Consider the following 23,680-nt stretch of genomic DNA (forward strand, 5'->3'; position numbering starts at 1 on the left):
TTTCAATGTTTTCTTGTTTTTAGAATCTTTTTATATAAGTCATGAAGCAGTCTCTCATAATCAACAATGCCTTCTTCTACTTTATCCATAAATGATTCAAGCTGTTCTGTAAATTCTTCGGAAAGAAAGCTTTTTATCTCTTCCTTTTGATTTAAATAAAAATACACGGTTTTACCAAGTTCTGTAGGAATTAAAAACCCTTTTGATTCAAAGATATATTTTCTATCAAGGAGTTTTTCAACAATGCTGGCATAGGTTGAAGGTCTTCCAATTCCCTTTTCCTTCATTTTTGCTACAAGCTCACTGTAAGTGTAAAGATAAACCTTTGGTTGTTGTTTGATTTGTTTTGTATTTTCTACATTAAAAATACCTTCTACTTCAGGATAAGTGTCAATTTTTAAAATTTTGTTCCAGCCGTCTTCAATTATCTCTGTCCGCAAGTTCATTTTTTGTTGTTTATCCAATGCTTTGATTAGAATTTCTCTGTATTTAGACTTAACTGGTTTCATCTGGCTTGCAATAAATCTTTTAAAAATCATTTCATAAAGAAGAAGATGTTCTTTAGTTAGCCCTTCAATCTGTCCAGTTATGAGCATTGAGCTTAATTCTTCAGGTTCAATTGCTTTTGTAGGTCTGATGCATTCATGAGCACCTTCTTCAGACCAGAGTCTTGGTAAAAAGTATTCCAGACCAAACTCTTCTTTTATGAATTCCTTTGCCACATTAATTCCAGCATCAGAAACTCTTTGAGAGTCTGTTCTGTGATAAGTTATAAATCCAAGTTCAAAAAGGCTTTGAGCAAGTTCCATTGTTTTTGGCAGGGAAAATTTATAAAAATCTCCAGCATCTTTAAGCATCGTATCAGTTCTGTAAGGAGGTTGAGGCATTTCTATTTTTTCTTCCTCTGAAATAATTTCAATTTGAGCTTCTTTTAAACTGGCAAAAAATTTCATGGCTTCCTGTTTATCTTCAAAGTCAAAACTAATTCTTAGTTTTTTATTATTTTCTACTATGAAAAATAAAACCTTATAGATTTTTTCTTTGTATTCCTTTTCCCTGTTAATTATCCAGCCTAATACAGGAGTTTGAACTCTTCCAGCTGAAAGAGTTTGTTTTCCAAAATTTTTTTGAAGTAACTGAGAAAACTCAAATCCAACCCATCTGTCAGCAATTCTTCTTACGATCTGGGCTTTAACAAGATTTAAATCAAAATCTCTTGGTTCTTTTAATGCTTTAATTACTGCTTTTTTAGTAACTTCGTGAAATTCCATTCTCTTTATCTCTTTCACGTAGGGTTTTAATATCTCATGAATATCCCAGCCTATCTTTTCTCCTTCAGTATCAGGATCTGTAGCAATAAGAACCTGCTCTGCTTCTACAGCAATTTTTCTTATGCTTTTGATTATTGAGTCTTTACCTTCAATGGTTTCATAAATTGGAATAATGTTCTTGTCAACTAATACTCCATAAAAAGCCTCATTTTTTATCAAATCAAGAATGTGTCCATAAGAGGATGTGAGCATTATATATCTGTCTTCAATGGATGTTTCAAAAATGTCATGATCAAAGATTTTTCTTTTTACAGGTTTGCCAAAAAAGTTTGCAATGGTTCTTGCTTTATTTGGAGACTCTACAATAATTAAAACAGGTTTTAGTGGATCTTTACTGTGTTTATGTTTCTTTATTCTGAAAAACTCTTTAATTTTTGCCCTGTCCCTATCAATTTCTTTTAAAATACTGTCTAAGTCAATCTCCTCTACAGGCAAAAATTTTATTTCATCACTGAACCATTTTACCTTTCTCATAAGATGTTTAAAAGTAGCTTTATCATCAACTAAAATTAATGAAAGTCCTTTTGTAATTCCACCCGCATACATTCTTGAAGTTCTTCCACTTGCCTGTAGATACCCAGTAGCATCGGATATCATCATAAGATAGCCTTCTTCAGTGAATCTAAGTGTTATTTCGTCAGAGGAGTTCAGTAAATTCAAAACTTCTTTTGATGAGAAAAAATTGCCGATTTCTTCTCGTAAACTGTCTATTTTCTGGCTAAGAGAGGGTTTTAAATTTATAAACTCTTCGGTTAGATATTGAAATTTTCTCAATTGATTAATCCAGCTGTTTATTTTCTGTGTGTATTCTGGTAATTTTTTAACGATAAAAGAACGAATTGAAGAGACTGCCCATAAAAGATGACTCAGGTTTGATTCAAACTTTAAGGAAATAACAATTTTTGGTACTCCATAAAAAAGTGAGTATCTGACAGCATGGGGCATGTCAAATCCACGAGCTAAAGGATTTTTATAAGAAGCTATACCCACTAAAACATCTACTTTACCTGTTTCAAAACTGTGTATTGCTTTATCATTTATATTTTCATAGGATATTGCCTTTATTCCATTTTTTTTGAATTCCTTTATAACTTCATTTATTCCCTCTTTCCCTTTATCAGAAGAGATAAAAACCAGCCCTCCATTACCAAGTTTTTTAATCCATTCAACCAATGAACCTTTTTCAGTAAAGGCATCAACAACATTTCTTAAATAAAATGTGGGAGTGCCAATTTCAAATCCCAGAAGTTCATGAAAAATTTTTATTCTCTTTGAACGAGGTTGACTGGTGGCAGAAGATACCACAAGCACGCCTTTCTTGTAACTTTTTAATTTGTCAAGCTCCTTCTGAATTTCATTTATTTTTTTCCAGTCAGTATCAGTTTTATTAGCCTTTGCTTTAAGTAAAATGAGTTCAAAAGCTTTTGCAATGTCAGAGGGAGAAAATCCGAGTAAATGGAGAACTTTGTCAACATTTTTGGCTGTTTTTAAAAAGGAGTCTACATCGTCAATAAAAATAAAACTGAAGTTTTCTGGAATTATTTCCTGATTTTTATAAAGGAACATTGATGTAGTAATGAGAACCTTGAAGTCCTCTTTTTTTAATCTTTCTTTAAGTTTTGCAGTGGTTTCATTAAAAGTAAGAATCTCATCTTTAAGTCCAAAATCTTCTAAACGCTCACAGACCTGTTCAACTAAAAGTTTTGTTGGCACAATAATGTATGACTTTTTATCTTCCCTTGCAAGATATGATGCCATTGAGATTCCAAAAGAAGTTTTGCCAACTCCTGTTGGTGCTAAAAGAGCAAAGGAACTGCCAGAAAAAACTCTTTTTGCCCATGTTTTCTGAAGACTCCATGGTTTTGATTTTATATATTTTTCAAAATGGTTTTCCCACTTTTGAACATGTTCGTTAATCTGGCAAATTTCTATATAATAATTTCCTGATTCTATGAATTTACAGGGATCAACCTCTTCATCAGGAAGGCATTTTTCACAGGGAAGACCTTTTTCCAGTCTTTGAGAAGTTATATCTCCTCCGCAGTTAGGACATAACTTTTTAAACAGGACTGGAATCATATAAAGAGATTTTTATACTCCTCCTTCAGTTTATATTTCTGAATTTTTCCACCCACTGTTTGTGGAAGACTTTCTATAAAATTATAGCTTCAGGAATTTCATAAAAGGCAAGCCTGTCTCTACAGAAAGATAATAATTCCGTAAAAGGTTGTAACATCAATTTTCATATTACTGACTCCTTTTAAAGTTTATACTGAATTTGCCATCTTATAAATGTGGCATTTTTTGCTTTTGATGTATAAAAGTCTTCAGGTATGAAGTATTCAAACTGTAAAAGTCCGTCAATATTTTTTGTAAACTGATATGTTCCAAGAAAAGTTAACATATGGCCTCTGTCATAACCTTCATTTGAAAACATCTGACGGAGTGTTCCTGTAAAATTCGTTTTTTTATCTGCCCAGAGATGCTGATATGAAAAACAAAGATTCGCATTTTTGGAAGGAGTTAAAATTAATTTTGTTAGCACTTCCTTTAAGTTTGTCCAGTAACCTGGCATTGGACCTCCTTTTGATGAAGTCTCTGGAATAACTATATATGCAAATAGCTCATTTGTGAATGCAGCTCTTGAAAAAGGAGGATTCCATGCCTCATCTTTATTAGGCGTATTTCTATTATCTCCAGATAAATAAACAAAGCCTACTTCAATTTTTGGAGATAGTTTTACCTGTGGAAAAGCCTTTGCTAAAAAGATATATCCACCAAATCCTGTTTTATCTTTTCCGTCAGAGTATTTACCAAGCTGGCGAGCCATTTCTCCTCTTAATGACCATTCATCGTTTATCTTGAAGACTGCTCTCATTCCAAAAGTATGAAAATTAAGCTCAGGATTTCCATCCCATTCATCTTCTGTTTTATAAAGATAAAATGGCTCAACTGTAAATTTTTGAGAAAGTTTATTTTTTCCATATATCAAAAAACCCTGTTCATGAGTTGCAGTAAGTCTTTTTTTATGGTTTATATAAAGTCTGCTCGTTTCTTTTTCAGTATCATATGCAGAAGGATGAAGGCTTGGAAGATAAGTGTCTGTTGCAGGATCTGATATGTAAACAAAGTCAACAGTATGCCCTTCAGCTAATATAAGTTGAAGTTTAATAGCATTGAAATAAAAACTTCTTGAGCCATCAGCAGGAGTTCCATCAAAAATTATAAATCCTTCTCCATATATGTCTTTTCCGAGAAAATCCTGTCTTCCAATTCTGAGATTTAATGGAAGGTTGAATGGATTTTTAAGGTCTAAATAAAGGTTATCAATAAAGATTTCATCCTGATCAAGCCTTTTTAAATTTGTTCCATTGTCAAGAGTAACACGATATGGACCTGAAACATAATACCTTGGCTCTGTTGCCAGTCTTGCATAAAGAGAGATTTTATCATTGAACTTAACCTTATCCCAGAGCTGAATTCTTAATCTTAAATAGCTTCTATCATCAGCTGGTGAATGGGTTGTTCCAAGGTAAATGAAATTATCAAGTATTTCCTGCCTGAGTCTTATGGCACCTCCTGTTTCATGTTCAATTGCAAAGGCAAAAAAAGGAAAAGACAACAAAAAGAGCAAAAATAAAATAATTACCCCATCTTACCCCTCCTGAATTATCTTAAAAGTAAGCCATTTTTTAAATCTTCTATAGCTTGTTCTCTAAGTTTATAATGTTGTTTTTTCCCTGTAGCTGTCATTGGAATAGAATCAAGAAATCTCCAGTAACGAGGTCTTTTGTAGACTGGAAGCATGGGATGTTTTGATATGAATTTTTTAAGTTCCTCAACAGTTAAGGTTTCATCTTTTTTTACAACATAGGCTACCAGAGCCTGTCCTCTTTTTTCATCAGGAACTCCCACAACTGCACAAAGCATTACCTTTGGATGCTCCTGTATTACTTCTTCTATCTGAATTGGATAAATATTTTCTCCTCCAACAATAACCATATCATCTTTTCTTGAAACGATTGTTATATACTCATTTTTATCCCATGTGGCAAGGTCTCCTGTATAAAACCATTCTTTGTTAAGTTTTTTCTTTATCTCTTCAGGTTTGTGGTGATAATCATAACTGCATTTAAGTGATTTTATAATAACTTCACCAACTTCCTGATTGTCTTTTTTAACAATTTCTTCTGGTTCTGCAAGTCTGTCTTCATAAACTTTTACTACTCTAACTTCATCAAATAAAACTGCCCTGCCAGCAGTTCCAGCCATCTGAGGAAGATCTTCTGGCATTAAGAGAGTGTTCCAGAATGTTTCAGAAGTGCCGTACCCGTTGAATATGTTTGGAGTAAATATATTCTGCATCTCAATGCAGAGTGCTCTGTCAAGTGGAGAACCCATGCTTACAACTCCTCTTAAGGAACTTAAATCATGATGATGCTTTTTCTGTTCTTCCATCATAACCTTATACATTGTAGGAACACCAATTATAAATGTGACTTTATATTTTTCTATTGTTTCTAACGCAGGTTTTGGATAAAAGCCTTTCATTGATGCAATTGTTGCACCAAGATAAAGTCCTGGATTTGGACCTCCAATGTGAATCCCTCCACGATGAAACCATGGAGAAAGATTAAGTAAAATATCGTTTTTATTCAGTCCAAGGCTGACAATTACATCAATGGCTGTTAAAACTTCATTTATATTATTAAGAGGAACTCCCTTAGGTCTTCCAGTTGTTCCTGATGTATAAAGCCTTGTAACTTCAGAATAAGCCTCTTGAGGAGGTTCCACTGGCTCAAAATCCGGTTTTCCTTTTACATATTCTTCATAAGGTACTGCAAACTCACATTCTCCCTGTCCAACATAAATCAATCTTTTTGGTTTATGTTTTGAAAGTTTAATTGCTTCCTTTACCATTTCTTTTAAAGATATGTCAAAGATAAAAATCAATGGTTGAGAATCATCTATTGTATAGGCAGTTTCACCTGAAGAAAGTCTGAAATTTATAGGACTGCTTACAGTTGCAGTTTTCTGACATCCAAGCCAGATAAAAACAAATTCTGGAACATTCATAAGCTGAAACATGACAACATCGCCTTTTTTTGCTCCTTCCTGAATTAAAGCGGAAGCAAACCTATTTGCTTCTTTATTAAGTTCACTGTATGTCCATTGTTTTGCAGTATCTGTATCAATAAGAGCTACTTTTTCAGGAAATTTTTTAACATTTCTTAAAAAGCCCCACAGGTAAGTAAAATTTTTTTCAAAAATTTTTTTAAATCTTTCTACATTGTAACTACTCATAAGAGACCTCCTTATATCTTTTTAATACCAAGGAAGCATTGATACCTCCAAAACCAAAAGAATTTTTTAAAACTATGTTTACTTCTTTTTTTCTTGCTTTATTTGGAACATAATCAAGATCGCAGTCTGGATCAGGATTTTCAAGATTGATGGTTGGAGGTATAATTCCTTCAAGGATTGTTTTTATGGAAAAAATAGTTTCTACTACTCCAGCAGCACCCCACATATGTCCAATCATTGACTTATTTGCTGAAATAGGGATTCTGTAGGCATGTTCTTTGAAAACTTTTTTTATTGCTACTGTTTCAGTTAAATCGTTTAAAACTGTAGAGGTCCCATGGGCATTAATACAGTCAATTTCTTCTGGTGAAGCTCTTGCGTCCTTTAAAGCTATTTTCATGCATTCAGCAATGCTTAAAGCGTGTGGTTCTGGTGCGGTTGGATGATAGGCATCGCAGGTTGCACCAAATCCTGCAACTTCAGCTAAAGGCATTACTCCTCTTTTCAAGGCATGGTCATAAGATTCTATAATGATGCACCCAGCTCCTTCTGCAGGAACGAAGCCGCATCTTAACCTATCAAATGGTCTTGAGGCTTGTTGAGGCATCATATTTCCTTTTTCAGCAGCAATTGCTCCGATGTTTTCAAGAGTTGCAATAATCGTTGGTGTTATGCCTGCATCAGCTCCTATAACCATTGCAATGTCAATTATTCCCATCTGAATTAATTTTGCAGCCAGACCTATAGCCTTAGTTCCTGCAGCACAGGCTTCCTGAAGAAAATACTGTGGTCCACGAGCATTGAAAATTTTTGCTACCTCTCCTGCAACAGGATTGGCAGCTAAGTTTAAAATACAAAAAGGAGAGACCTTTTTAGGTCCTTTTGATATGCATATTCCATAATTTTTTTCAAAAGTAGCTGGACAACCAATAGCACTTGCTCCAATGATAGAAAATCTGAAAGCATCTTTAACGGATTCAGCTTTAAAACCTGATGTTTCTGCTGTTAACAAAGCTACTGAAATAAAAAGATGAAACATTCTGTCATAGCGGGATATTATTTTTTTATCAAGAAATTCTTCAGCTGAAAAATCATTACACTGCCCTGCAATCTGACATTTAAAGTTTTCAGGATTAAAAAATGTAATTCGGTTAATTCCAGATTCTCCATTAACTAATCTTTTCCAGCATACATCTAAACCTACTCCCAGAGGAGTAATAAGATTCATTGCTGTTATAACAGCTTTTTGTTTCATATTAAAGATTTTTCCAGAATTTTCATAAAAGAATGAGGAAGAGCAACAGGTTTATTTTCTCTGTTGACACAGATATGATATGTGAAACCTTCGGCAATCTTTTCTTCTTCTTTAAAAACTTCATAGCGAAATACAATTCCTCTTGATTTTAAACTTTCTATTGAAGTTCTTATAACAAGCAAATCATCATATGTTGCAGGCTTGTAATATTTAACATGAAACTCAACCACAGGAAGATGATATCCATTGTTTTCCAATTCCTTATAAGTGTATCCTTTTTCCCTTAAATATTCTGTCCTTGCTTTTTCAAAAAATATTGCATAATTTCCATAATAAACAATACCGAAATTATCTGTATCAGCATACTTAACTCTTACTGGAACATCTATAAAACCCTCCGAATTCACGGTAAAAATTATATCACAAAAAAAAATTGTTGTAAAGGTATTAGAGATTCTGTTAACTTGACAATATCGCAATGAAATAAGATAAAATTCAATAAACTAAATTGCTGAGCTCGGGAGGATCTGATGACAAAGGCTGATCTTATCAATTTTATTTTTGAAAGAGTAGGATTACCGAAAACTGAGATACAGAAAATTGTGGAGACAGTTTTTGATACAATAAAAGAGGCTTTAAAGGAAGAAGAAGTAGTTAAAATATCAGGCTTCGGGGTTTTTACAGTAAGAAGAAAAGGAAGCAGAATAGGTAGAAATCCAAAGACCATGCAGGCTGTGGAAATTAAGCCAAGAAAAGTGGTTACTTTCAGACCAAGTGGGCAGTTGAAGCAAAGAATTCAGAAAACTATGAACTGAAATGGGAGATGTAATACAAAAACAACTACCATTTAAAATTTTTTATAAAATTGGAGAAACAAGCAGAATTGTCGGAGTGGAGCCTTATGTTTTAAGATACTGGGAAACAGAGTTTCCTTTTTTAAAGCCTAAAAAGACAAAGACAGGGCAGAGATTGTATACTAAAAAAGATATAGAAATGCTTTTTTTGATAAAAAAGATGCTTTATGAAGAGAGATTTACAGTAGAGGGAGTTAGACAGAAATTAGGAAAAATGTATCGGCAAGATTCAAATGAATCGCTAACAAAAAAAGATATAATAAATAAAGTGAGATTTAAACTCAGAGAGATTTTGAGAATGCTTTCTTAAATCGGGGCGTAGCGCAGCCTGGTTAGCGCACTCGCTTGGGGTGCGAGTGGTCGGCCGTTCAAATCGGCTCGCCCCGATTTTTTAATTAAATTTTAATTATGAATTAAGGGGGTATAAATTAGGACAATGCAGGAAACACCTTTATCTGAGCTTATCCAGCAGAGGATTAAAAAACTTGAAACACTAAGAAGTCTTGGTATTGAGCCTTACAATGGAGTTTTTGAGCCTGAATATAGCACTGAAGAAATTTTTACAAAGTTTGGAAATCTTGATAAAGAAAAACTGGAAAATGAAAACATAAAAGCCTCAGCTGCAGGAAGAATAATTCTTCTAAGAGATTTTGGTAAAGCAGCCTTTGCCCATATACAGGATTCAAAGGGAAGAATCCAGATTTATCTCAGAAAAGATGTTTTAGGAGAAAGATTTTCCTTAATTAAAAATCTTGATATTGGCGATATCATTGGTGTTGAAGGAAGACTTTTTAGAACCAAGACAAATGAGTTAACTATAGAAGTTCATAATTTTGTTTTTTTAAGTAAATCTCTTAGACCTCTTCCAGAAAAGTGGCATGGACTTAAAGACATTGAGGCAAGATACAGACAGAGATATGTTGATCTTATTGTGAATCCCTCAGTAAAGGAAACTTTTATAAAGAGGCAACAAATTATTAAATATTTAAGAGAGTTTCTTGAAGGTGAAGGTTTTCTTGAAGTTGAAACTCCTATGATGCATACAATTGCAGGTGGTGCAAGAGCAAAGCCCTTTAAAACATATCATGAAGCTCTTGATATGGAGCTTTACTTAAGAATTGCACCTGAGCTTTATTTGAAAAGACTTCTTGTTGGTGGATTTGAAAGAGTTTTTGAAATAGGTAAGAATTTTAGGAATGAAGGAATATCAACAAAACATAACCCAGAATTTACAATGGTGGAGTTTTATGTAGCTTACAAAGACTATGAATGGCTTATGGATTTCACAGAAAAGCTCTTAGTTTACATTGTTGAAAAACTTTGCGGAAGTCTTCAGGTAAAATATGGAGATTACATAATTGATTTCACTCCACCATTTAAAAGAGTTGCCATGTACGATGCACTGAAGATTAAAGGTGTGCCAGAGGAAGCATTAAAAAACATAGATTTCGCTTTAAAATGGGCTAAGGAAAAAGGTATAGATATTCCAGAGAAAAGTTCTTTAAGCAAGGTTCTTGACGAGATATTTAAAGAAGTTGTAGAGCCTGAACTTATTCAGCCAACATTTATCATTGATTATCCTGTTGAGCTTTCTCCTCTGGCAAAAAGAAAAAAAGACAATCCAGAGCTTGTAGAAAGATTTGAGCTTTTTATTGCTGGAAGGGAAATGGCAAATGCATTTTCAGAGCTAAATGATCCTATTGATCAGAAAGAAAGATTTCTTCGGCAGCTTGAAGAAAGACTTAAAGGAGATGAAGAAGTGCCTGAGATGGATGAGGATTTTGTAAGAGCTCTTGAAGTTGGTATGCCTCCAGCAGCAGGAGAAGGCATCGGGATAGATAGACTTGTTATGATTTTAACTGACAGTCACTCAATAAGAGATGTTATACTGTTTCCTCTTTTAAGACCTGAGAAATGAGACTTCCTTTTTTTATTGCCTTAAGATACTTAAGAAGCAAAAAAAGAGGGTTTTCCTTCGGCACTATAATTTCCATAAGCGGAGTTGCCTTAGGAGTTATGGCTTTGATTGTTGTTATTTCTGTAATAAGTGGATTCCACGAGGATTTACAGAAAAAAATTCTCGGCACACAGGCACATGCTGTTGTTTTAAGTTATTCTGGAGGAATTGGTAATTACAGAGATGTTATGGATTTTTTATCAAAGAAAAAGGAAATTGAGGCATCTTCTCCTTTTGTAATGGGACAGGTTCTGATTTCATCAGGAAAAAGAGCTCACGGAGTATATCTTAGAGGAATTATTCCAGAGTATGATATGAAAACTACAGAGGTTTTTAAACATGTTAAATATAAATATCAAAATCACACAGACCTGCCATGGATAATAATTGGCAAAGAACTGGCAAATCTTCTTGGAGTGCTCCCAGGAGATACAATTACAATAATATCTCCAATGGGCTCACTCAGTCCACTGGGTATAATTCCAAAGGTCAAGAAATTTATTGTTACAGGAATTTTTGAAATAGGAATGTATGAATATGATATGAATCTCGCAATAACAGATCTCAAGATAGCTCAGGATTTTTTTGAATATGGAGATAAAGTAACAGGTATTCAACTGAGACTTAAAGATCTCTATAAAGCAGATATACTCTGTCAGAAACTTGCTCGTGAGCTTGATGGAGAGTTTTATCTCAAGGATTGGATGCAAATGAACAGAAATCTTTTTTCCGCTCTTAAGCTTGAAAAATTCACAATGTTTCTTATTCTTACATTGATTGTGCTTGTTGCATCATTTAATATAATAAGTATGCTAATGATAAATGTTACTGAAAAGCAGAGAGATATTGCCATACTTAAATCAATGGGTGCAACAGATAATCTTATAAAGTGGATTTTCATATCTCAGGGGCTTATTATTGGTTTAATTGGAACTTTTATTGGTTTAATCGGAGGAATTTTCTTATGTGAGATTGTTAAATCCTACGAAATTGTAAAACTTCCAGCAGATGTTTATTATCTGAGTAAACTGCCAGTTAAAATCAAGATTTTTGATGTTATAGTGATATGTGCATGCGCCTTATTTATCAGCCTTATTTCAACTGTTTATCCTGCTCATAGAGCATCAAAAATAAATCCTGTTGAGATTCTGAGGTATGAGTAATGTTTAGATTTATAAGAAACATTGGATGCCTGAGTATAGTTGTATTTATCGTTTTTCTTATTGTTGCAGTGTTTTTTGGTGGAGGGAAAATCAGACAGATAGGTGATAAAACAACTGGAATTGTGAAAAAAGGATTTCACTATACTGCAGATAAAGCAGACGGGATTCACCAGTATATAATGAAAAAAATAAATGAATTTAGGAAACCCTTTCGTGAAAGAGATACTGAGGACAAAAAACCTTAAAAAAACTTACTACACAAAGGCTGGTTCAATAGAAGTATTGAAAGGGATTGATTTTATAGCCTATCAAGGTGAGATTATTGCAATCACAGGAGCAAGTGGAGTTGGTAAAAGCACATTTCTTCATGTCATTGGAACACTGGATTCACCCACATCCGGTGAGATTTTATACAAATTTAATGGTGAGATAAATCCTTCAAAGCTTTCAAGAGATGCTCTTTCAGAGTTTAGGAATAAATATATCGGGTTTGTATTTCAGTTTCACTATCTTTTATCAGAATTCAATGTTATGGAAAATGTTATGATGCCAGAGTTAATTGCAGGGCATTACAGGCAGATTAAGATAACTCAAAATATTATTAAAGAAAGAGCTTTTGAAATATTGAAAAAATTGGGATTATCAGAACGAGCCTATCATCGTCCAGGAGAGCTTTCAGGTGGTGAGCAGCAAAGAGTTGCTGTGGCAAGAGCTTTATTTAAAAATCCTTCTTTGGTGCTTGCTGATGAACCTACAGGTAATCTTGATTCAAGGTCAGCTCATGAGCTTTTTGAACTTTTTCAGAAAATTAATTCTGAAGAAGGCACAACCTTTATAATTGTTACTCATAATGAAGCCCTTGCTCAAAAATGCACAAGAAGACTGAGAATGATAGATGGGATTTTAATCTGAGATATTGATTATTGCTTGAGTTTTGGATTAATATAAAATTTGAATAAATTTAAGGAGGTTGAGCATAAAAGTAAAGGTTAAAGAAACTATTTTTGAGGTAGAGCCTGATGAATTAAAAAGGCTTTTTAAGGAAAAACAGGCAATAGCAATTAAAATTAATGGAGAGATAAGAGATTTATTTTTTTTATCTTCACTTAATGGAGATGAAGAAGTTGAAGTAATTACACCTGAAAGCAGGGAAGGAGTGGAAATCCTCAGACACAGTACTGCTCATATTATGGCTCATGCTGTAAAAGATTTATTTCCCGATGTTAAAGTTACAATAGGACCTGCCATTGAAGATGGATTTTACTATGATTTTGACAAAGATGAGCCTTTTACTGAAGAGGATCTTCAAAAAATAGAAAAAAGAATGCAGGAAATTATAAAAGCAAAAAATCCCTTTGTAAGAAAGGACATCTCAAAAGAGGAAGCAATTAAACTTTTTGAAACCCTTGGTGAATCCTATAAGGTTGAGATTCTTAACGAAATACAAGATGATAAAGTCTCAGTATATGAAGAAGGTGGATTTATTGACCTTTGTAGAGGACCTCATATACCTCATACTGGAATGGTTAAAGCCTTTAAACTTCTCAGTGTTGCAGGAGCTTACTGGCGTGGTGATGAAAGAAATAAGATGTTACAGCGAATATATGGAACAGCCTTTCAAACAAAACAGGAACTTGATGAGTATCTTAAATTTCTTGAAGAAGTTAAAAAAAGAGACCATAGAAGGCTTGGCAAACAGCTGAAACTTTTTGAAATTAGTGAAGAAGTAGGTCCTGGTCTTATAATATGGCTTCCGAATGGAGCAATTGTTAGAAAAATTATTGAAGATTTCTGGAAAGATGAACATTTAAAAGCAGGATATCAACTTCTTTATACTCCTCATATTGCAAAGCTTGAGTTATGGAAAAAAAGTGGACACCTTGATTTTTACCGGGAAAATATGTATTCTCCTATGGAAATTGATGAAGTTGCATACCAGCTTAAACCAATGAACTGTCCTTTCCATATTCAGGTATATAAATCTGAACTTCGTAGTTACAGAGACCTTCCATTAAGACTGGCAGAACTTGGAACAGTTTACAGATATGAGAGATCAGGAGTGCTTCATGGACTTTTGAGGGTCAGAGGATTTACTCAGGACGATGCTCATATATTCTGCACAGAAGAACAGCTTGAGGAAGAGATTCAGAAAGTTCTTGATTTTACAGTGTTTATTCTGTCAACCTTTGGATTTGATAACTATGAAATATATATTTCTACAAGACCTGAAAAATATGTTGGAAGTATTGAAAACTGGGAAAAAGCAACAGAGGCTCTGGAACTGGCACTTAAAAAGAGAAGTCTGTCCTATCATATTGATCCTGGAGAAGGAGTTTTTTACGGACCAAAGATTGATATAAAAATAAAGGATGTATTAAACAGAGCCTGGCAGTGCAGCACAATTCAGGTTGATTTTAACATTCCAGAAAGATTTGATATCACATATAGAGGAAAAGATGGTAAAGAACATAGACCAATTATGATACATAGAGCCTTGATGGGTTCACTTGAAAGATTTATGGGAGTGTTGATTGAGCATTATGCTGGTGCCTTTCCATTATGGCTTGCTCCTGTGCAGGTTGAGGTTATGTCCATTTCTGAAAAACATGTTGATTATGCCAAACAGATTTATGATAAGTTTGTGCAAAAAGGGGTTAGGGCAAAGCTCAATACAGAAAATGAAAAAATAGGTTATAAAATAAGACAAGCAACTTTAAATAAAGTGCCCTATATGGTAATAGTTGGTGAGAAGGAAATGGAAAGTGGTAAAATTACAGTAAGATTCAGGGAAGGACAGAATCTTGAACTTATAACAATTGATGAGTTTTTACAACAGCTTTTTGAAAGAATACAGCAAAGAAAATAAATTGAGGAGGTGAGAAGATAGCAACAAAGGAAATTAGAGTAAATGAAACTATTAAGGCAAAGGAAGTAAGATTGGTTGATGAAAATGGCAAACAGATTGGAGTGGTAAGCACCAGAGAAGCTATTCAAATAGCAAGAGAAAGAGGTTATGATCTTGTAGAAGTTGCACCAAATGCAAATCCGCCAGTTTGCAGAATAATGGATTATGGAAAATATAAGTATCAACTTGAGAAAAAGAGTTCCTCAAAGAAAACTCCTACAGTAAAAGAAATAAAGATAAGACCACAGATTTCAGACCATGATCTTCAGCTGAAAGTAAAGCATATCAAAAGATTTCTTGAAGATGGAGATAAAGCGAGAGTAACACTTTTTTTCAGAGGGAGAGAAATTGTTCATCCTGAACTGGGAATGAAAGTTTTTGATAAAATAAAAGCTCTTCTTGTAGGTTTTGCCCACAGAATAGAGCAGGAACCCCGCCTTGAAGGTAACAATATGAGCATGATTATAGCTCCAGGAAAAGATTGATAATTTCATTAAATTTTTATTAAAATATTTGTCTAAACTTATGTAGGAGGAGATTGTTTATGCCAAAACTCAAAACACACAGAGGAGCGGCAAAAAGATTTAAAGTTACAGCAACTGGAAAGATTATGCGCAGAAGGGCTAATAAGAGTCATTTACTTACAGGCAAACCTTCAAAGAGGACAAGACATTTAAGGCATCCAGCTCAAGTTGATGAAACTCAGTATAGAGCTATAAAAACTCTTATTCCTTACAAATTTTAACAGGGAGGTTAAAAATTGGGAGCTTACACAACCTATCATCCTCATAAGCTTAAAAAGAAAAGAACTCATGGTTTTCTCAAAAGAATGAGCACACCTGGTGGAAGAAGAGTAATAAAAAGAAGAAGAGCAAAGGGTAGATGGAGATTAACTCCTTAATATCAAGAATTTCTTTGATTTTAATAAGATTTTACAGGAGGTTTATATCACCATTTATGCCTCCTGCATGCAGATTTTATCCAACATGTTCAGAATATGCAGAACAGGCTATTAAAAAATATGGTGCAAAGGGTATTTTTCTTGCTATTAAAAGACTACTTAAATGTCATCCCTTTCATCCAGGAGGATATGATCCATTAAGGTGAGGATATGGATAACACAGGATTAAGAGCATTTTTAGCAGTAGTTTTAAGCATGGCTATTCTTTTTGGTAGCCAGTATTTGTATACAAAATACTATAAGCCACAGAATCAACCAGTTCAGCAAAAGGAAGAAGTGAAAAAGGAAGAAAAACCTGTTGTTCCGCAAACCTTTCAGTTTCCTTCTGATAAAAAAGAAGAAACAAAACCTTTAGTCAAAGATGGAAAGTACAAGGAAGTGATTGTAGAAAATGAAGTGTTCAAAGTAGTTCTTTCAAATGAAGGAGCAACTATTAAATCAGTGGAATTGAAAAAATATAAAGATTCAAAGGGTAATCCAATTAAGCTTTCTTCTAGTCAAATTTCAGCAGTTTCAATAATTAAGGATGGTAAATTTGATTATACAAAAATTATTTTCAATGTAGATGATTCAAAGGCAACTTTCACTAATTCCAATGAAGCAGTGGTGGTATTTAACTGGAGCAATGGCAGCAGTTCAATCAAAAGAAGTTTTATTTTTAACAAAACTGAATATTTAATTGATGTAAAAGAAGAGGTAAGCGGAGTTGGTTCTTATTATGTAACACTGGGAGAAGATTTTGGAATTTTTGATAAAACAAATGCACCCCATTGGGGACCTGTAATTTTAAAAGAAGCTCAGAGAATTGAGCTTAATCCCTCAAAAATGAAGGAACCTGCTACATACAAAGAAGGTGTAAAATGGATTGCTCAAGAAGACAAATACTTTTTTTCAGCCATTGTTCCTGTAAGTAAAGCTCAACAATTCGTTGTTTTACCTTATAATGGAAATGCTCTTACAGCAGTTGAATTTAACGATGGAACAAATCAGTATAAAGTATTTACTGCGCCAAAAGATTATGATTATCTCAAAAAATTTAATGTTGGGCTGGAGCATATAGTTGATTTTGGATTTTTCTCAATCATAGCCCGTCCTCTTTTCTGGTTTTTAAAGCTTCTTTATAGCTTCACTGGAAATTACGGAGTTGCTATAGTAATTCTCACAATAGTTGTAAGAATTCCTTTTATTCCCATAGTTAATCGCGGGCAGAAGTCAATGCAAAAGTTAAGCGAGCTTCAACCAAAGTTATTGCAATTGAAAGAACAATATAAGAATGATCCGCAAAGACTTCAAAAGGAGATGATGGAACTTTATAGAAAATACAAAATCAATCCAATGAGTGGATGTCTTCCTATACTTCTTCAGATTCCTGTATTTTTTGCTCTTTATAAAATACTTACAATAGCAATTGAGCTCAGGCAGGCTCCATTCATGTTATGGATTCATGACCTTTCAGCAAAAGATCCCTATTATATTTTGCCCATTTTAATGGGTGCTACAATGCTGATTCAACAGAAGATGACTCCTTCCACTGCAGATCCAAGCCAGCAAAAAATAATGTTACTTATGCCAGTGGTTTTTACATTTTTGTTCCTGAGTTTTCCTTCAGGACTTGTTCTTTACTGGCTTGTAAATAACTTATTTGGAATAGCCCAGCAATTTTATATTAACCAGAAGATAAAAAAAGCTAAGTGATTTCCTCAGAGTTTGACACAATTGCTGCCATAAGCACTCCCTTAGGAGAAGGTGGGATTGGAATAATCCGTATAAGTGGAAAAGAAGCTATACCTATTGCAAATAAAATATTTCAAAGCTCAAAGGGAGTAAAGCTATCAGATGTAAAAACTCACACAATTCACTATGGTTTTATAATTGATCCTAAAACAGGACAAAAGATTGATGAGGTTTTGGTGACTGTTATGCGAGCTCCAAATACATACACCAGAGAAGATGTGGTGGAAATCAACTGTCATGCTGGATATGTAACATTAAAAAAAATTCTTGACCTTGTTGTCTCTCTTGGTGCTCGTGTTGCTGAACCAGGTGAGTTTACAAAAAGAGCATTTTTAAGAGGAAGAATTGACCTGAGTCAGGCTGAGTCAGTGATTGACATTATTAGGGCAAAAACTGAGCAGGCTCAAAAAATTGCATTAGAGCATTTAAGTGGAAAACTCTCTGAAAAAATCAATGAATTGAGAGATTCTCTGATGAAGGTTTGTGCTCATGTTGAAGCTTATATTGATTTTCCAGAAGAGGATATTGATGGATTAACTCATGAACAGATCCAAAGTGAGATAGACCGTATAAAGGAAGAGATTAAAAAACTCATTGAAGGATATGAAGAAGGTAAAATTTACAGGGAAGGGCTAAAAGCTGCAATTGTGGGTAAACCAAATGTTGGGAAATCTTCACTGCTTAATGCATTACTGATGAAAGACAGAGCGATTGTAACGGAAATTCCAGGCACTACAAGGGATATTATAGAGGAGTATGTAAACATTAAGGGAATGCCTCTTAAAATTGTTGATACTGCAGGTATTCGTGAAGCTCATGATCTTGTAGAGGCAGAGGGTATAAAGAGAAGTTTAAGGGCAGTTGAATTAGCTGAACTTATTTTACTTGTCCTTGACATGAGTAGACCAATTGAAAGTCTTGATGAAGAAATAATAAACAAGATAATTCATAAGAAAGTTATTGTTGTAATGAACAAAAAAGACATAAAAAGTAAGAAATTCCAATTGCCTCAGCCTCTCAAAGACAAGCCTGCTATAGAGATTTCAGCATTAAAGGGCGAAGGAATAGAAGAGTTAAAGGAGCTTATTTTCAATACAACGATTTCAGGTAAATATGAGCAGGAAGGAGTAATTGTAACAAAATTGAGACACAAAATAGCCCTTGAAAATGCCCTTGAAGCCCTTGAAAATGCCCTTCAAAGCTTTGGGAAAAAAGAGCCTCTTGAGATAACAGCCATGTTTCTCAGAGAGGCTCTGAGTTTTCTTGGTCAGATTGTTGGTGCTGTTACCACTGAAGAGATATTAAACTTAATCTTCAGTGAATTCTGCATTGGTAAATAATTATTTAGCCTGCCGAGGCATTTCTTCAGGTTTACTTCCAATCAAAGCCTGATTGAGTATTTCCTGTAAAGCCTTTTCATTAACCTCTACTTTATGTTTCTTTTTGAGTTCTTCAATATAGCTGTTAAACCAATCCTGCTGTTTTTTTGCTCTAAGCTGTTCAATCAGTTGTGTTTTAATTTGCTCAAACTGAACAGGAGTTCCTCTCACATCAGTAACTTTAAATATGTAAAGGGCTCCTTTTAAATTCATGGGCATACTTACCTGACCTTTTTTGAGGTTAAAGGCAATATTTTCTATTTGGGGATTAAGCTGTCCTTTTTTAAAGAATCCTATATCTCCACCAGAAGCTTTTGTTTTTTCATCCCTTGAAAGATCCTTAGCTATTTTCCCAAAATCCTCACCTTTGTCAATTCTTTCATAAACCTTTTTAGCTTCATCTTCATTTTTTACAACTATCTGGCTCAATCTTACTTCAGTTGGTTTAATAAACTGGTCTTTATTTTTTTCATAATAATCCTCTGCATCTTTTTCAGTTACCTGGGATAAGTTTTTCAATTCCTGTTCAAGCAACATGTTGATAAGTGTAATTTTTTTGAACTCCTCAACTCTTCTTTTAAATTCTTCAGAGTTTGCCAGCTTCTTTTTCTTTGCCTCTTCATATAAAATTTCCCTTTTAATTAATTCATCTTTTAGACGATTAACACCTTCAGGTGAAGCAAGAAAGGCTTTTGTTTGAGGAGGAAGGCTTTTAAGATCCTCCTGAAGTTCTTTTTTAGTAAGCTTTGATGAACCAGCTTTTACCACCACCTCATCACTTTTACTGCAAGCAAAAATAATTGAAAAACTCAAAAGAAAGATAAGAATCTTCAAATATTTCATATATAGCTCCTTTCAAAATTTTTTTAATTTAACATTAAATGACTGTTTTAAGCAAATGTTGACAAAAAAAAGCTAAAATAGATATCTTAAAACTTCAATGATACCATTTATAAAATTTATTGGCAGATATACCATAGAGCTTTTAATGTTTTTAGGAAGAATGTTTCTCTTTCTGATTGATTCAATTTATCATATTTTTACTCCTCCCCTTAAATTCAGAAATTTTCTCAGGCAGGTAAGATTTTTCGGTAATAAATCAATGATTGTTGTAGTCTTTACAGGTGCTTTCAGTGGCATGGTTCTTGCGCTTCAGGGTTATCATGCATTAAATAAGTTTGGCTCAGAGGCACTTTTAGGACCTGTTGTTGCTCTTTCTCTTATAAGAGAACTTGGTCCTGTGCTTTGTGCATTGATGGTAACAGGAAGGGCTGGTTCTGCAATAACAGCAGAAATTGGAATTATGCGAATTACTGAACAGATTGATGCCCTTACAGTAATGGCAGTTAATCCAATGAAATATGTGGTAGTGCCCAATATTCTTGCTGGCATTGTTACTTTTCCTCTTTTAACAGCAGTTTTTGATGTGGTAGGTATTTATGGTGGATATCTTATTTCAGTTCATGCTCTTGGTTTAAGTGAAGGAACATACTTTTCTCAGATGGAGCTCTATGTTGATATGGAAGATATAAGAATCGGAGTTTATAAATCTCTAAGCTTTGGTCTTCTTGTTACATGGATATGCACATTTATGGGCTATAATGCTGGTTATGGAGCAAGAGGAGTAAGCAGAGCAACAACAAATGCTGTTGTGCTTTCAAGCGTTGTTATACTCATCTGGGATTATATTCTTGGAGCATTTCTCTTATGATTGAAATAAAAGAGCTTTATAAGTCCTTTGGAAAGCAACAGGTTTTAAAAGGTGTTAATTTAGTTATAAATGAAGGAGAAGTCACTGCTGTTATTGGTAGAAGCGGTGGTGGAAAGTCTGTTTTGCTTAAACATATTGTTGGGCTTTTGAAACCAGACAGAGGAAGTATATTCATAAAAGGACAGGATATAACAAAGCTAAAAGGAGGCAAGCTTGATGAGATTAGAGCAGATATTGGAGTTGTCTTTCAGGGAGGTGCTCTTTTTGATTCCATGACAGTTTATGATAATGTGGCATTTCCCTTAACAGAGAAAAACAGATTAAATAAAAAAGAGATTCATGAAAGAGTTATTAAAGCTCTGAGTGATGTTGGACTTCTTGGAATGGAGTATAAATATCCTGCGGAGCTCAGTGGAGGAATGCGTAAAAGAGTTGCCCTTGCAAGAGCATTAATAGCCCATCCCAAAATAATCCTTTTTGATGAACCTACAACAGGACTTGATCCAATTCTGGTTCGTTCAATTCATAATCTTATAAGAGAAACTCAGAAACAGTATGGATTTACTGGATTGATAATAAGCCATGAAATCCCTGAAATTTTTGAAATTTCAGATAGAGTTGCCATGCTTCATGATGGAAGAATTGTTGCAACAGGAACTCCAGAAGAGATTCAGAAAAGTGATAATATTGTTGTAAAAAATTTTATAATGGGTATAGAAAATGGAGGGAACAATGAAAAGAGAAAATCTTGAAATAGCAGTGGGCATATTTGTTTTAATTGGAATTTTAGCATTGGCGTATCTCTCTTTCAGACTTGGTAAGATTGATATGTTTCAGACTGGTTATTATACTGTTTATGCAGAATTTGATAAGGTAGGAGGAATTAAAAAAGGCTCTGTTGTAGAGATTGCAGGAGTTCCAGTTGGTTCTGTTGAGAAAGTAACACTTAATAATAAATATCAGGCAGTGGTTGAATTGAAAATTCTTAATTCCATTAAGCTTCCAGAGGATTCAATTGCTTCCATAAGAACAAAAGGATTGATAGGCGAAAAATATGTTCAGATTACACCTGGAGGTTCTGAGCAATATATTGCTCAGAATGGTAAAATTAGAGAAACAGAATCTGCAATAGATATAGAGGAGGTGTTGTCTAAATATGTATTCGGAAAAATTTAGAATTTTAATTATTGCCACAGTGGTTTTGTTTTCATCAGTTTGTTTTTCAGAAGACAGAGTTGTTCTTGATCTCAAAGGATGCATTGAAAGAGCAGTTAAGTTTCATCCAGAGCTTGGTGAGTATAAGCAGGATATTGAAATTTACAAAGCAAAACTCAGTGAGGCACAGTCAGCAGTATTTCCACAGATTGAGCTCATGGCTTTAGGAGGTCCCTCTCCTGAAGCACGCAGAGACGCAATATCTCCAGAGATTAGAACCGATGTTAAATCAACCACAATTAATGGTATTTTTGGCATAATTACAATGCAGGTATTGCAGCCAGTTTATACCTTTGGAAAGATTTCAGGATACAGGACTGCTGCAGAAGGAGGAATAAAGGTTTCAGAAGCAGAGCTTGAAAAGAAACGTTCAGAAGTTATTTTAAAAACCAAAGAGCTTTACTGGAGTCTTGCCATGCTAAGAGATTTGAGAAATCTTGCCAATGAGATTAAAGATGAGCTTGAAAAAGCTATAAAGAGAACAGAGGAGGATTTAAAGAAAGAGATTCCTCCTGCTGATGAACTTACTCTTTATAAACTTAAAACCTATTTTGGTGAGGTCAAAAGAAACTTGAATGAGATTGATAAAAATGAAGCAATCATATTAGAAGCCTTAAAATTCATGACAGGAACTCCTCAGCATACGAAACTTGAGATAATTACAGAACCATTAAAATATGAAGAAATATATATGAAACCAGATGAACTTATAGCAAAGGCTTTTCAGTTAAGACCTGAAATGACTCAGATAAGAGAAGGACTCAAAGCAAAGCAGGCTCTGATTGATGTTGAAAAAAGCAATCTTTATCCTCAGATATTTTTCCTTGTTAAAGGATCTCTGGCAGGAGCTACAAACCGAGACAGAATTCACAATCCTTATATTTATGATCCTCTTAATGATTCAATGCTTGCAGCAGTGCTTGGAATGAAACTCAATATTGATTTTGGTATAACAAAGGGTAAAATAAGAGAGGCTCAGATTGAGTATCAGAAGGTGCTTGAAAAGAAAAAACTTGCTGAAATTGGAATTCCAGTTCAGATTATGAAAGCCTATTACGAACTTCAGGAAGCAACAAAGTCTGCTCGGGATATGGATGAGGCTTATCAGAATGCAAAAAAATGGCTTGTAACCACGGATGCAAACATTGATATGGGAGTTGGAGAGACAAAGGATCTTGCAGATGCTGTTGTTGCCTATGCTACTACAAGAGTAAATCACCTGAAAGCACTTTATAATCAAAAGATGGCTATTGCAAATCTGCTTCAGGCATCAGGACTTGACAGAGAAAGGGAGGTTCAGTAATGAAAAAATTGGTAATATTTTTATTATTTTTTGTTTTTACAATATCTATCGCCCTTGCTATTTCTTCTCCAAAGGAACAGATTAAAAAAACTGTGGATAAAGTGATAAGCATTCTCAAAGACTCTAAATACAAAGGAGAAAAAAAGACACAGCAGAGAAGAGCTGAATTGAAAGCAGAGATTAGCAAAGTTTTTGATTTTGAAGAGATGTCAAAGCGTTCCTTAGGTGTTTACTGGAAAGATAGAACTCCACAAGAAAAAAAAGAGTTTGTTGAGCTTTATAAGGACCTTCTTGAAAGGTATTACGCTGGAAAGATTGAGTCCTATACTGATGAGCAGATAGTTTATACAGATGAAAGAATTGAAAATGGTAAGTATGCTGAGGTAAAAACTAAAATAATAACAAAGGACAAAAAAGAGATTCCCATTGATTATAAGCTTTATTTCAATGGAAAAGAGTGGAAAGTTTATGATGTGGTTATTGAAGGAGTTAGCCTTGTAAGTAATTATCGTAGCCAGTTTAACAAGATAATTCGTACTCATTCCTATCAGGAGCTTGTAAAAAGAATGAAAACCAAGCAAGCAGAAGAATTGATGAGGGAGAAGTAA

24 protein-coding genes and 1 tRNA gene are annotated in these 23,680 nt (G+C 34.1%); 19 read left to right on the forward strand and 6 right to left on the reverse strand.

Annotation, left to right across the window (positions count from 1 at the left end; translation table 11 throughout):
* Nucleotides 1-2 precede the first annotated feature (2 nt).
* From rgy to ACYQ3X_RS02640, 5 genes are all read right to left on the reverse strand, one after another.
* Nucleotides 3-3,410, reverse strand: a complete 3,408-nt coding sequence (rgy, locus tag ACYQ3X_RS02620) for a reverse gyrase (RefSeq protein WP_460180284.1) — start codon at nt 3,408-3,410, stop codon at nt 3-5.
* A gap of 181 nt (nt 3,411-3,591) precedes the next feature.
* A complete protein-coding gene (locus ACYQ3X_RS02625; RefSeq protein ID WP_460180285.1) occupies nt 3,592-4,965 on the reverse strand; it encodes an alginate export family protein in 1,374 nt (457 codons plus the stop codon).
* Nucleotides 4,966-5,000: 35 nt separating this feature from the next.
* Nucleotides 5,001-6,635: a class I adenylate-forming enzyme family protein gene (locus ACYQ3X_RS02630; RefSeq protein ID WP_460180286.1), complete on the reverse strand. Its 1,635-nt coding sequence runs from the start codon at nt 6,633-6,635 to the stop codon at nt 5,001-5,003.
* Nucleotides 6,628-7,890: a beta-ketoacyl-[acyl-carrier-protein] synthase family protein gene (locus ACYQ3X_RS02635; protein WP_460180287.1), complete on the reverse strand. Its 1,263-nt coding sequence runs from the start codon at nt 7,888-7,890 to the stop codon at nt 6,628-6,630. The genes ACYQ3X_RS02630 and ACYQ3X_RS02635 overlap by 8 nt, the downstream gene beginning before the upstream one ends.
* Nucleotides 7,887-8,297, reverse strand: coding sequence for an acyl-CoA thioesterase (locus tag ACYQ3X_RS02640; RefSeq protein WP_460180288.1), 411 nt, complete (start codon nt 8,295-8,297; stop codon nt 7,887-7,889). The genes ACYQ3X_RS02635 and ACYQ3X_RS02640 overlap by 4 nt, the downstream gene beginning before the upstream one ends.
* Before the next feature lie 123 nt (nt 8,298-8,420).
* Between ACYQ3X_RS02640 and ACYQ3X_RS02645 the strand changes: the two genes are divergently transcribed.
* The 14 genes from ACYQ3X_RS02645 to mnmE all read left to right on the forward strand — a co-directional run bounded on the left by ACYQ3X_RS02645 (nt 8,421) and on the right by mnmE (nt 18,804).
* Nucleotides 8,421-8,705 (forward strand): integration host factor subunit alpha, encoded by a 285-nt coding sequence (locus ACYQ3X_RS02645; protein ID WP_460180289.1) that lies wholly within the window; start codon nt 8,421-8,423, stop codon nt 8,703-8,705.
* Nucleotide 8,706: 1 nt separating this feature from the next.
* Nucleotides 8,707-9,054: a MerR family transcriptional regulator gene (locus tag ACYQ3X_RS02650; RefSeq protein WP_460180290.1), complete on the forward strand. Its 348-nt coding sequence runs from the start codon at nt 8,707-8,709 to the stop codon at nt 9,052-9,054.
* Between the two features lie 2 nt (nt 9,055-9,056).
* Nucleotides 9,057-9,131, forward strand: a tRNA-Pro gene (locus ACYQ3X_RS02655).
* Nucleotides 9,132-9,180: 49 nt separating this feature from the next.
* Nucleotides 9,181-10,662 carry a lysine--tRNA ligase gene (gene lysS / locus ACYQ3X_RS02660; protein WP_460180291.1) on the forward strand — a complete coding sequence of 494 codons (1,482 nt, stop codon included), beginning with the start codon at nt 9,181-9,183 and terminating at the stop codon, nt 10,660-10,662.
* Nucleotides 10,659-11,864 (forward strand): lipoprotein-releasing ABC transporter permease subunit, encoded by a 1,206-nt coding sequence (locus ACYQ3X_RS02665; protein ID WP_460180292.1) that lies wholly within the window; start codon nt 10,659-10,661, stop codon nt 11,862-11,864. The genes lysS and ACYQ3X_RS02665 overlap by 4 nt, the downstream gene beginning before the upstream one ends.
* Nucleotides 11,864-12,109: a hypothetical protein gene (locus ACYQ3X_RS02670; protein WP_460180293.1), complete on the forward strand. Its 246-nt coding sequence runs from the start codon at nt 11,864-11,866 to the stop codon at nt 12,107-12,109. The genes ACYQ3X_RS02665 and ACYQ3X_RS02670 overlap by 1 nt, the downstream gene beginning before the upstream one ends.
* A complete protein-coding gene (locus ACYQ3X_RS02675) occupies nt 12,078-12,776 on the forward strand; it encodes an ABC transporter ATP-binding protein (RefSeq protein ID WP_460180294.1) in 699 nt (232 codons plus the stop codon). The genes ACYQ3X_RS02670 and ACYQ3X_RS02675 overlap by 32 nt, the downstream gene beginning before the upstream one ends.
* A 64-nt stretch (nt 12,777-12,840) precedes the next feature.
* The gene (thrS, locus tag ACYQ3X_RS02680) at nt 12,841-14,730 is read left to right on the forward strand and encodes a threonine--tRNA ligase (RefSeq protein WP_460181681.1); all 1,890 of its coding nucleotides are present in this window, start codon (nt 12,841-12,843) and stop codon (nt 14,728-14,730) included.
* A gap of 32 nt (nt 14,731-14,762) precedes the next feature.
* Nucleotides 14,763-15,254, forward strand: coding sequence for a translation initiation factor IF-3 (gene infC, locus ACYQ3X_RS02685; RefSeq protein WP_460181682.1), 492 nt, complete (start codon nt 14,763-14,765; stop codon nt 15,252-15,254).
* Nucleotides 15,255-15,313: 59 nt separating this feature from the next.
* Nucleotides 15,314-15,514 (forward strand): 50S ribosomal protein L35, encoded by a 201-nt coding sequence (rpmI, locus tag ACYQ3X_RS02690; protein WP_460180295.1) that lies wholly within the window; start codon nt 15,314-15,316, stop codon nt 15,512-15,514.
* Between the two features lie 15 nt (nt 15,515-15,529).
* Nucleotides 15,530-15,670, forward strand: coding sequence for a 50S ribosomal protein L34 (gene rpmH / locus ACYQ3X_RS02695; RefSeq protein WP_012545609.1), 141 nt, complete (start codon nt 15,530-15,532; stop codon nt 15,668-15,670).
* On the forward strand, nt 15,652-15,876 hold the full coding sequence (gene yidD / locus ACYQ3X_RS02700; protein ID WP_460180296.1) for a membrane protein insertion efficiency factor YidD: 225 nt from the start codon (nt 15,652-15,654) through the stop codon (nt 15,874-15,876). The genes rpmH and yidD overlap by 19 nt, the downstream gene beginning before the upstream one ends.
* A 4-nt stretch (nt 15,877-15,880) precedes the next feature.
* Nucleotides 15,881-17,425 carry a membrane protein insertase YidC gene (gene yidC, locus ACYQ3X_RS02705; protein WP_460180297.1) on the forward strand — a complete coding sequence of 515 codons (1,545 nt, stop codon included), beginning with the start codon at nt 15,881-15,883 and terminating at the stop codon, nt 17,423-17,425.
* Entirely contained in the window at nt 17,422-18,804 is a 1,383-nt protein-coding gene (gene mnmE / locus ACYQ3X_RS02710) for a tRNA uridine-5-carboxymethylaminomethyl(34) synthesis GTPase MnmE (protein ID WP_460180298.1), read from the forward strand. The genes yidC and mnmE overlap by 4 nt, the downstream gene beginning before the upstream one ends.
* Here the strand turns inward: mnmE and ACYQ3X_RS02715 are convergent, their stop codons facing one another.
* The gene (locus ACYQ3X_RS02715; RefSeq protein ID WP_460180299.1) at nt 18,805-19,686 is read right to left on the reverse strand and encodes a peptidylprolyl isomerase; all 882 of its coding nucleotides are present in this window, start codon (nt 19,684-19,686) and stop codon (nt 18,805-18,807) included.
* 97 nt (nt 19,687-19,783) lie between these two features.
* Between ACYQ3X_RS02715 and ACYQ3X_RS02720 the strand changes: the two genes are divergently transcribed.
* From ACYQ3X_RS02720 to ACYQ3X_RS02740, 5 genes are read left to right on the forward strand one after another with little or no spacing between them, the layout of a single operon-like run.
* A complete protein-coding gene (locus ACYQ3X_RS02720) occupies nt 19,784-20,554 on the forward strand; it encodes an MlaE family ABC transporter permease (protein ID WP_460180300.1) in 771 nt (256 codons plus the stop codon).
* Complete coding sequence (locus ACYQ3X_RS02725) at nt 20,551-21,306, forward strand: ABC transporter ATP-binding protein (protein ID WP_460180301.1); 756 nt, start codon at nt 20,551-20,553, stop codon at nt 21,304-21,306. The genes ACYQ3X_RS02720 and ACYQ3X_RS02725 overlap by 4 nt, the downstream gene beginning before the upstream one ends.
* Nucleotides 21,287-21,730: an outer membrane lipid asymmetry maintenance protein MlaD gene (gene mlaD / locus ACYQ3X_RS02730; RefSeq protein WP_460180302.1), complete on the forward strand. Its 444-nt coding sequence runs from the start codon at nt 21,287-21,289 to the stop codon at nt 21,728-21,730. Before ACYQ3X_RS02725 ends, mlaD begins: the two co-directional genes overlap by 20 nt.
* Nucleotides 21,711-23,072 carry a TolC family protein gene (locus ACYQ3X_RS02735; protein WP_460180303.1) on the forward strand — a complete coding sequence of 454 codons (1,362 nt, stop codon included), beginning with the start codon at nt 21,711-21,713 and terminating at the stop codon, nt 23,070-23,072. The genes mlaD and ACYQ3X_RS02735 overlap by 20 nt, the downstream gene beginning before the upstream one ends.
* Nucleotides 23,072-23,680 carry an MlaC/ttg2D family ABC transporter substrate-binding protein gene (locus ACYQ3X_RS02740; RefSeq protein WP_460180304.1) on the forward strand — a complete coding sequence of 203 codons (609 nt, stop codon included), beginning with the start codon at nt 23,072-23,074 and terminating at the stop codon, nt 23,678-23,680. The genes ACYQ3X_RS02735 and ACYQ3X_RS02740 overlap by 1 nt, the downstream gene beginning before the upstream one ends.

The organism is Thermodesulfovibrio sp. TK110 (assembly GCF_054658355.1).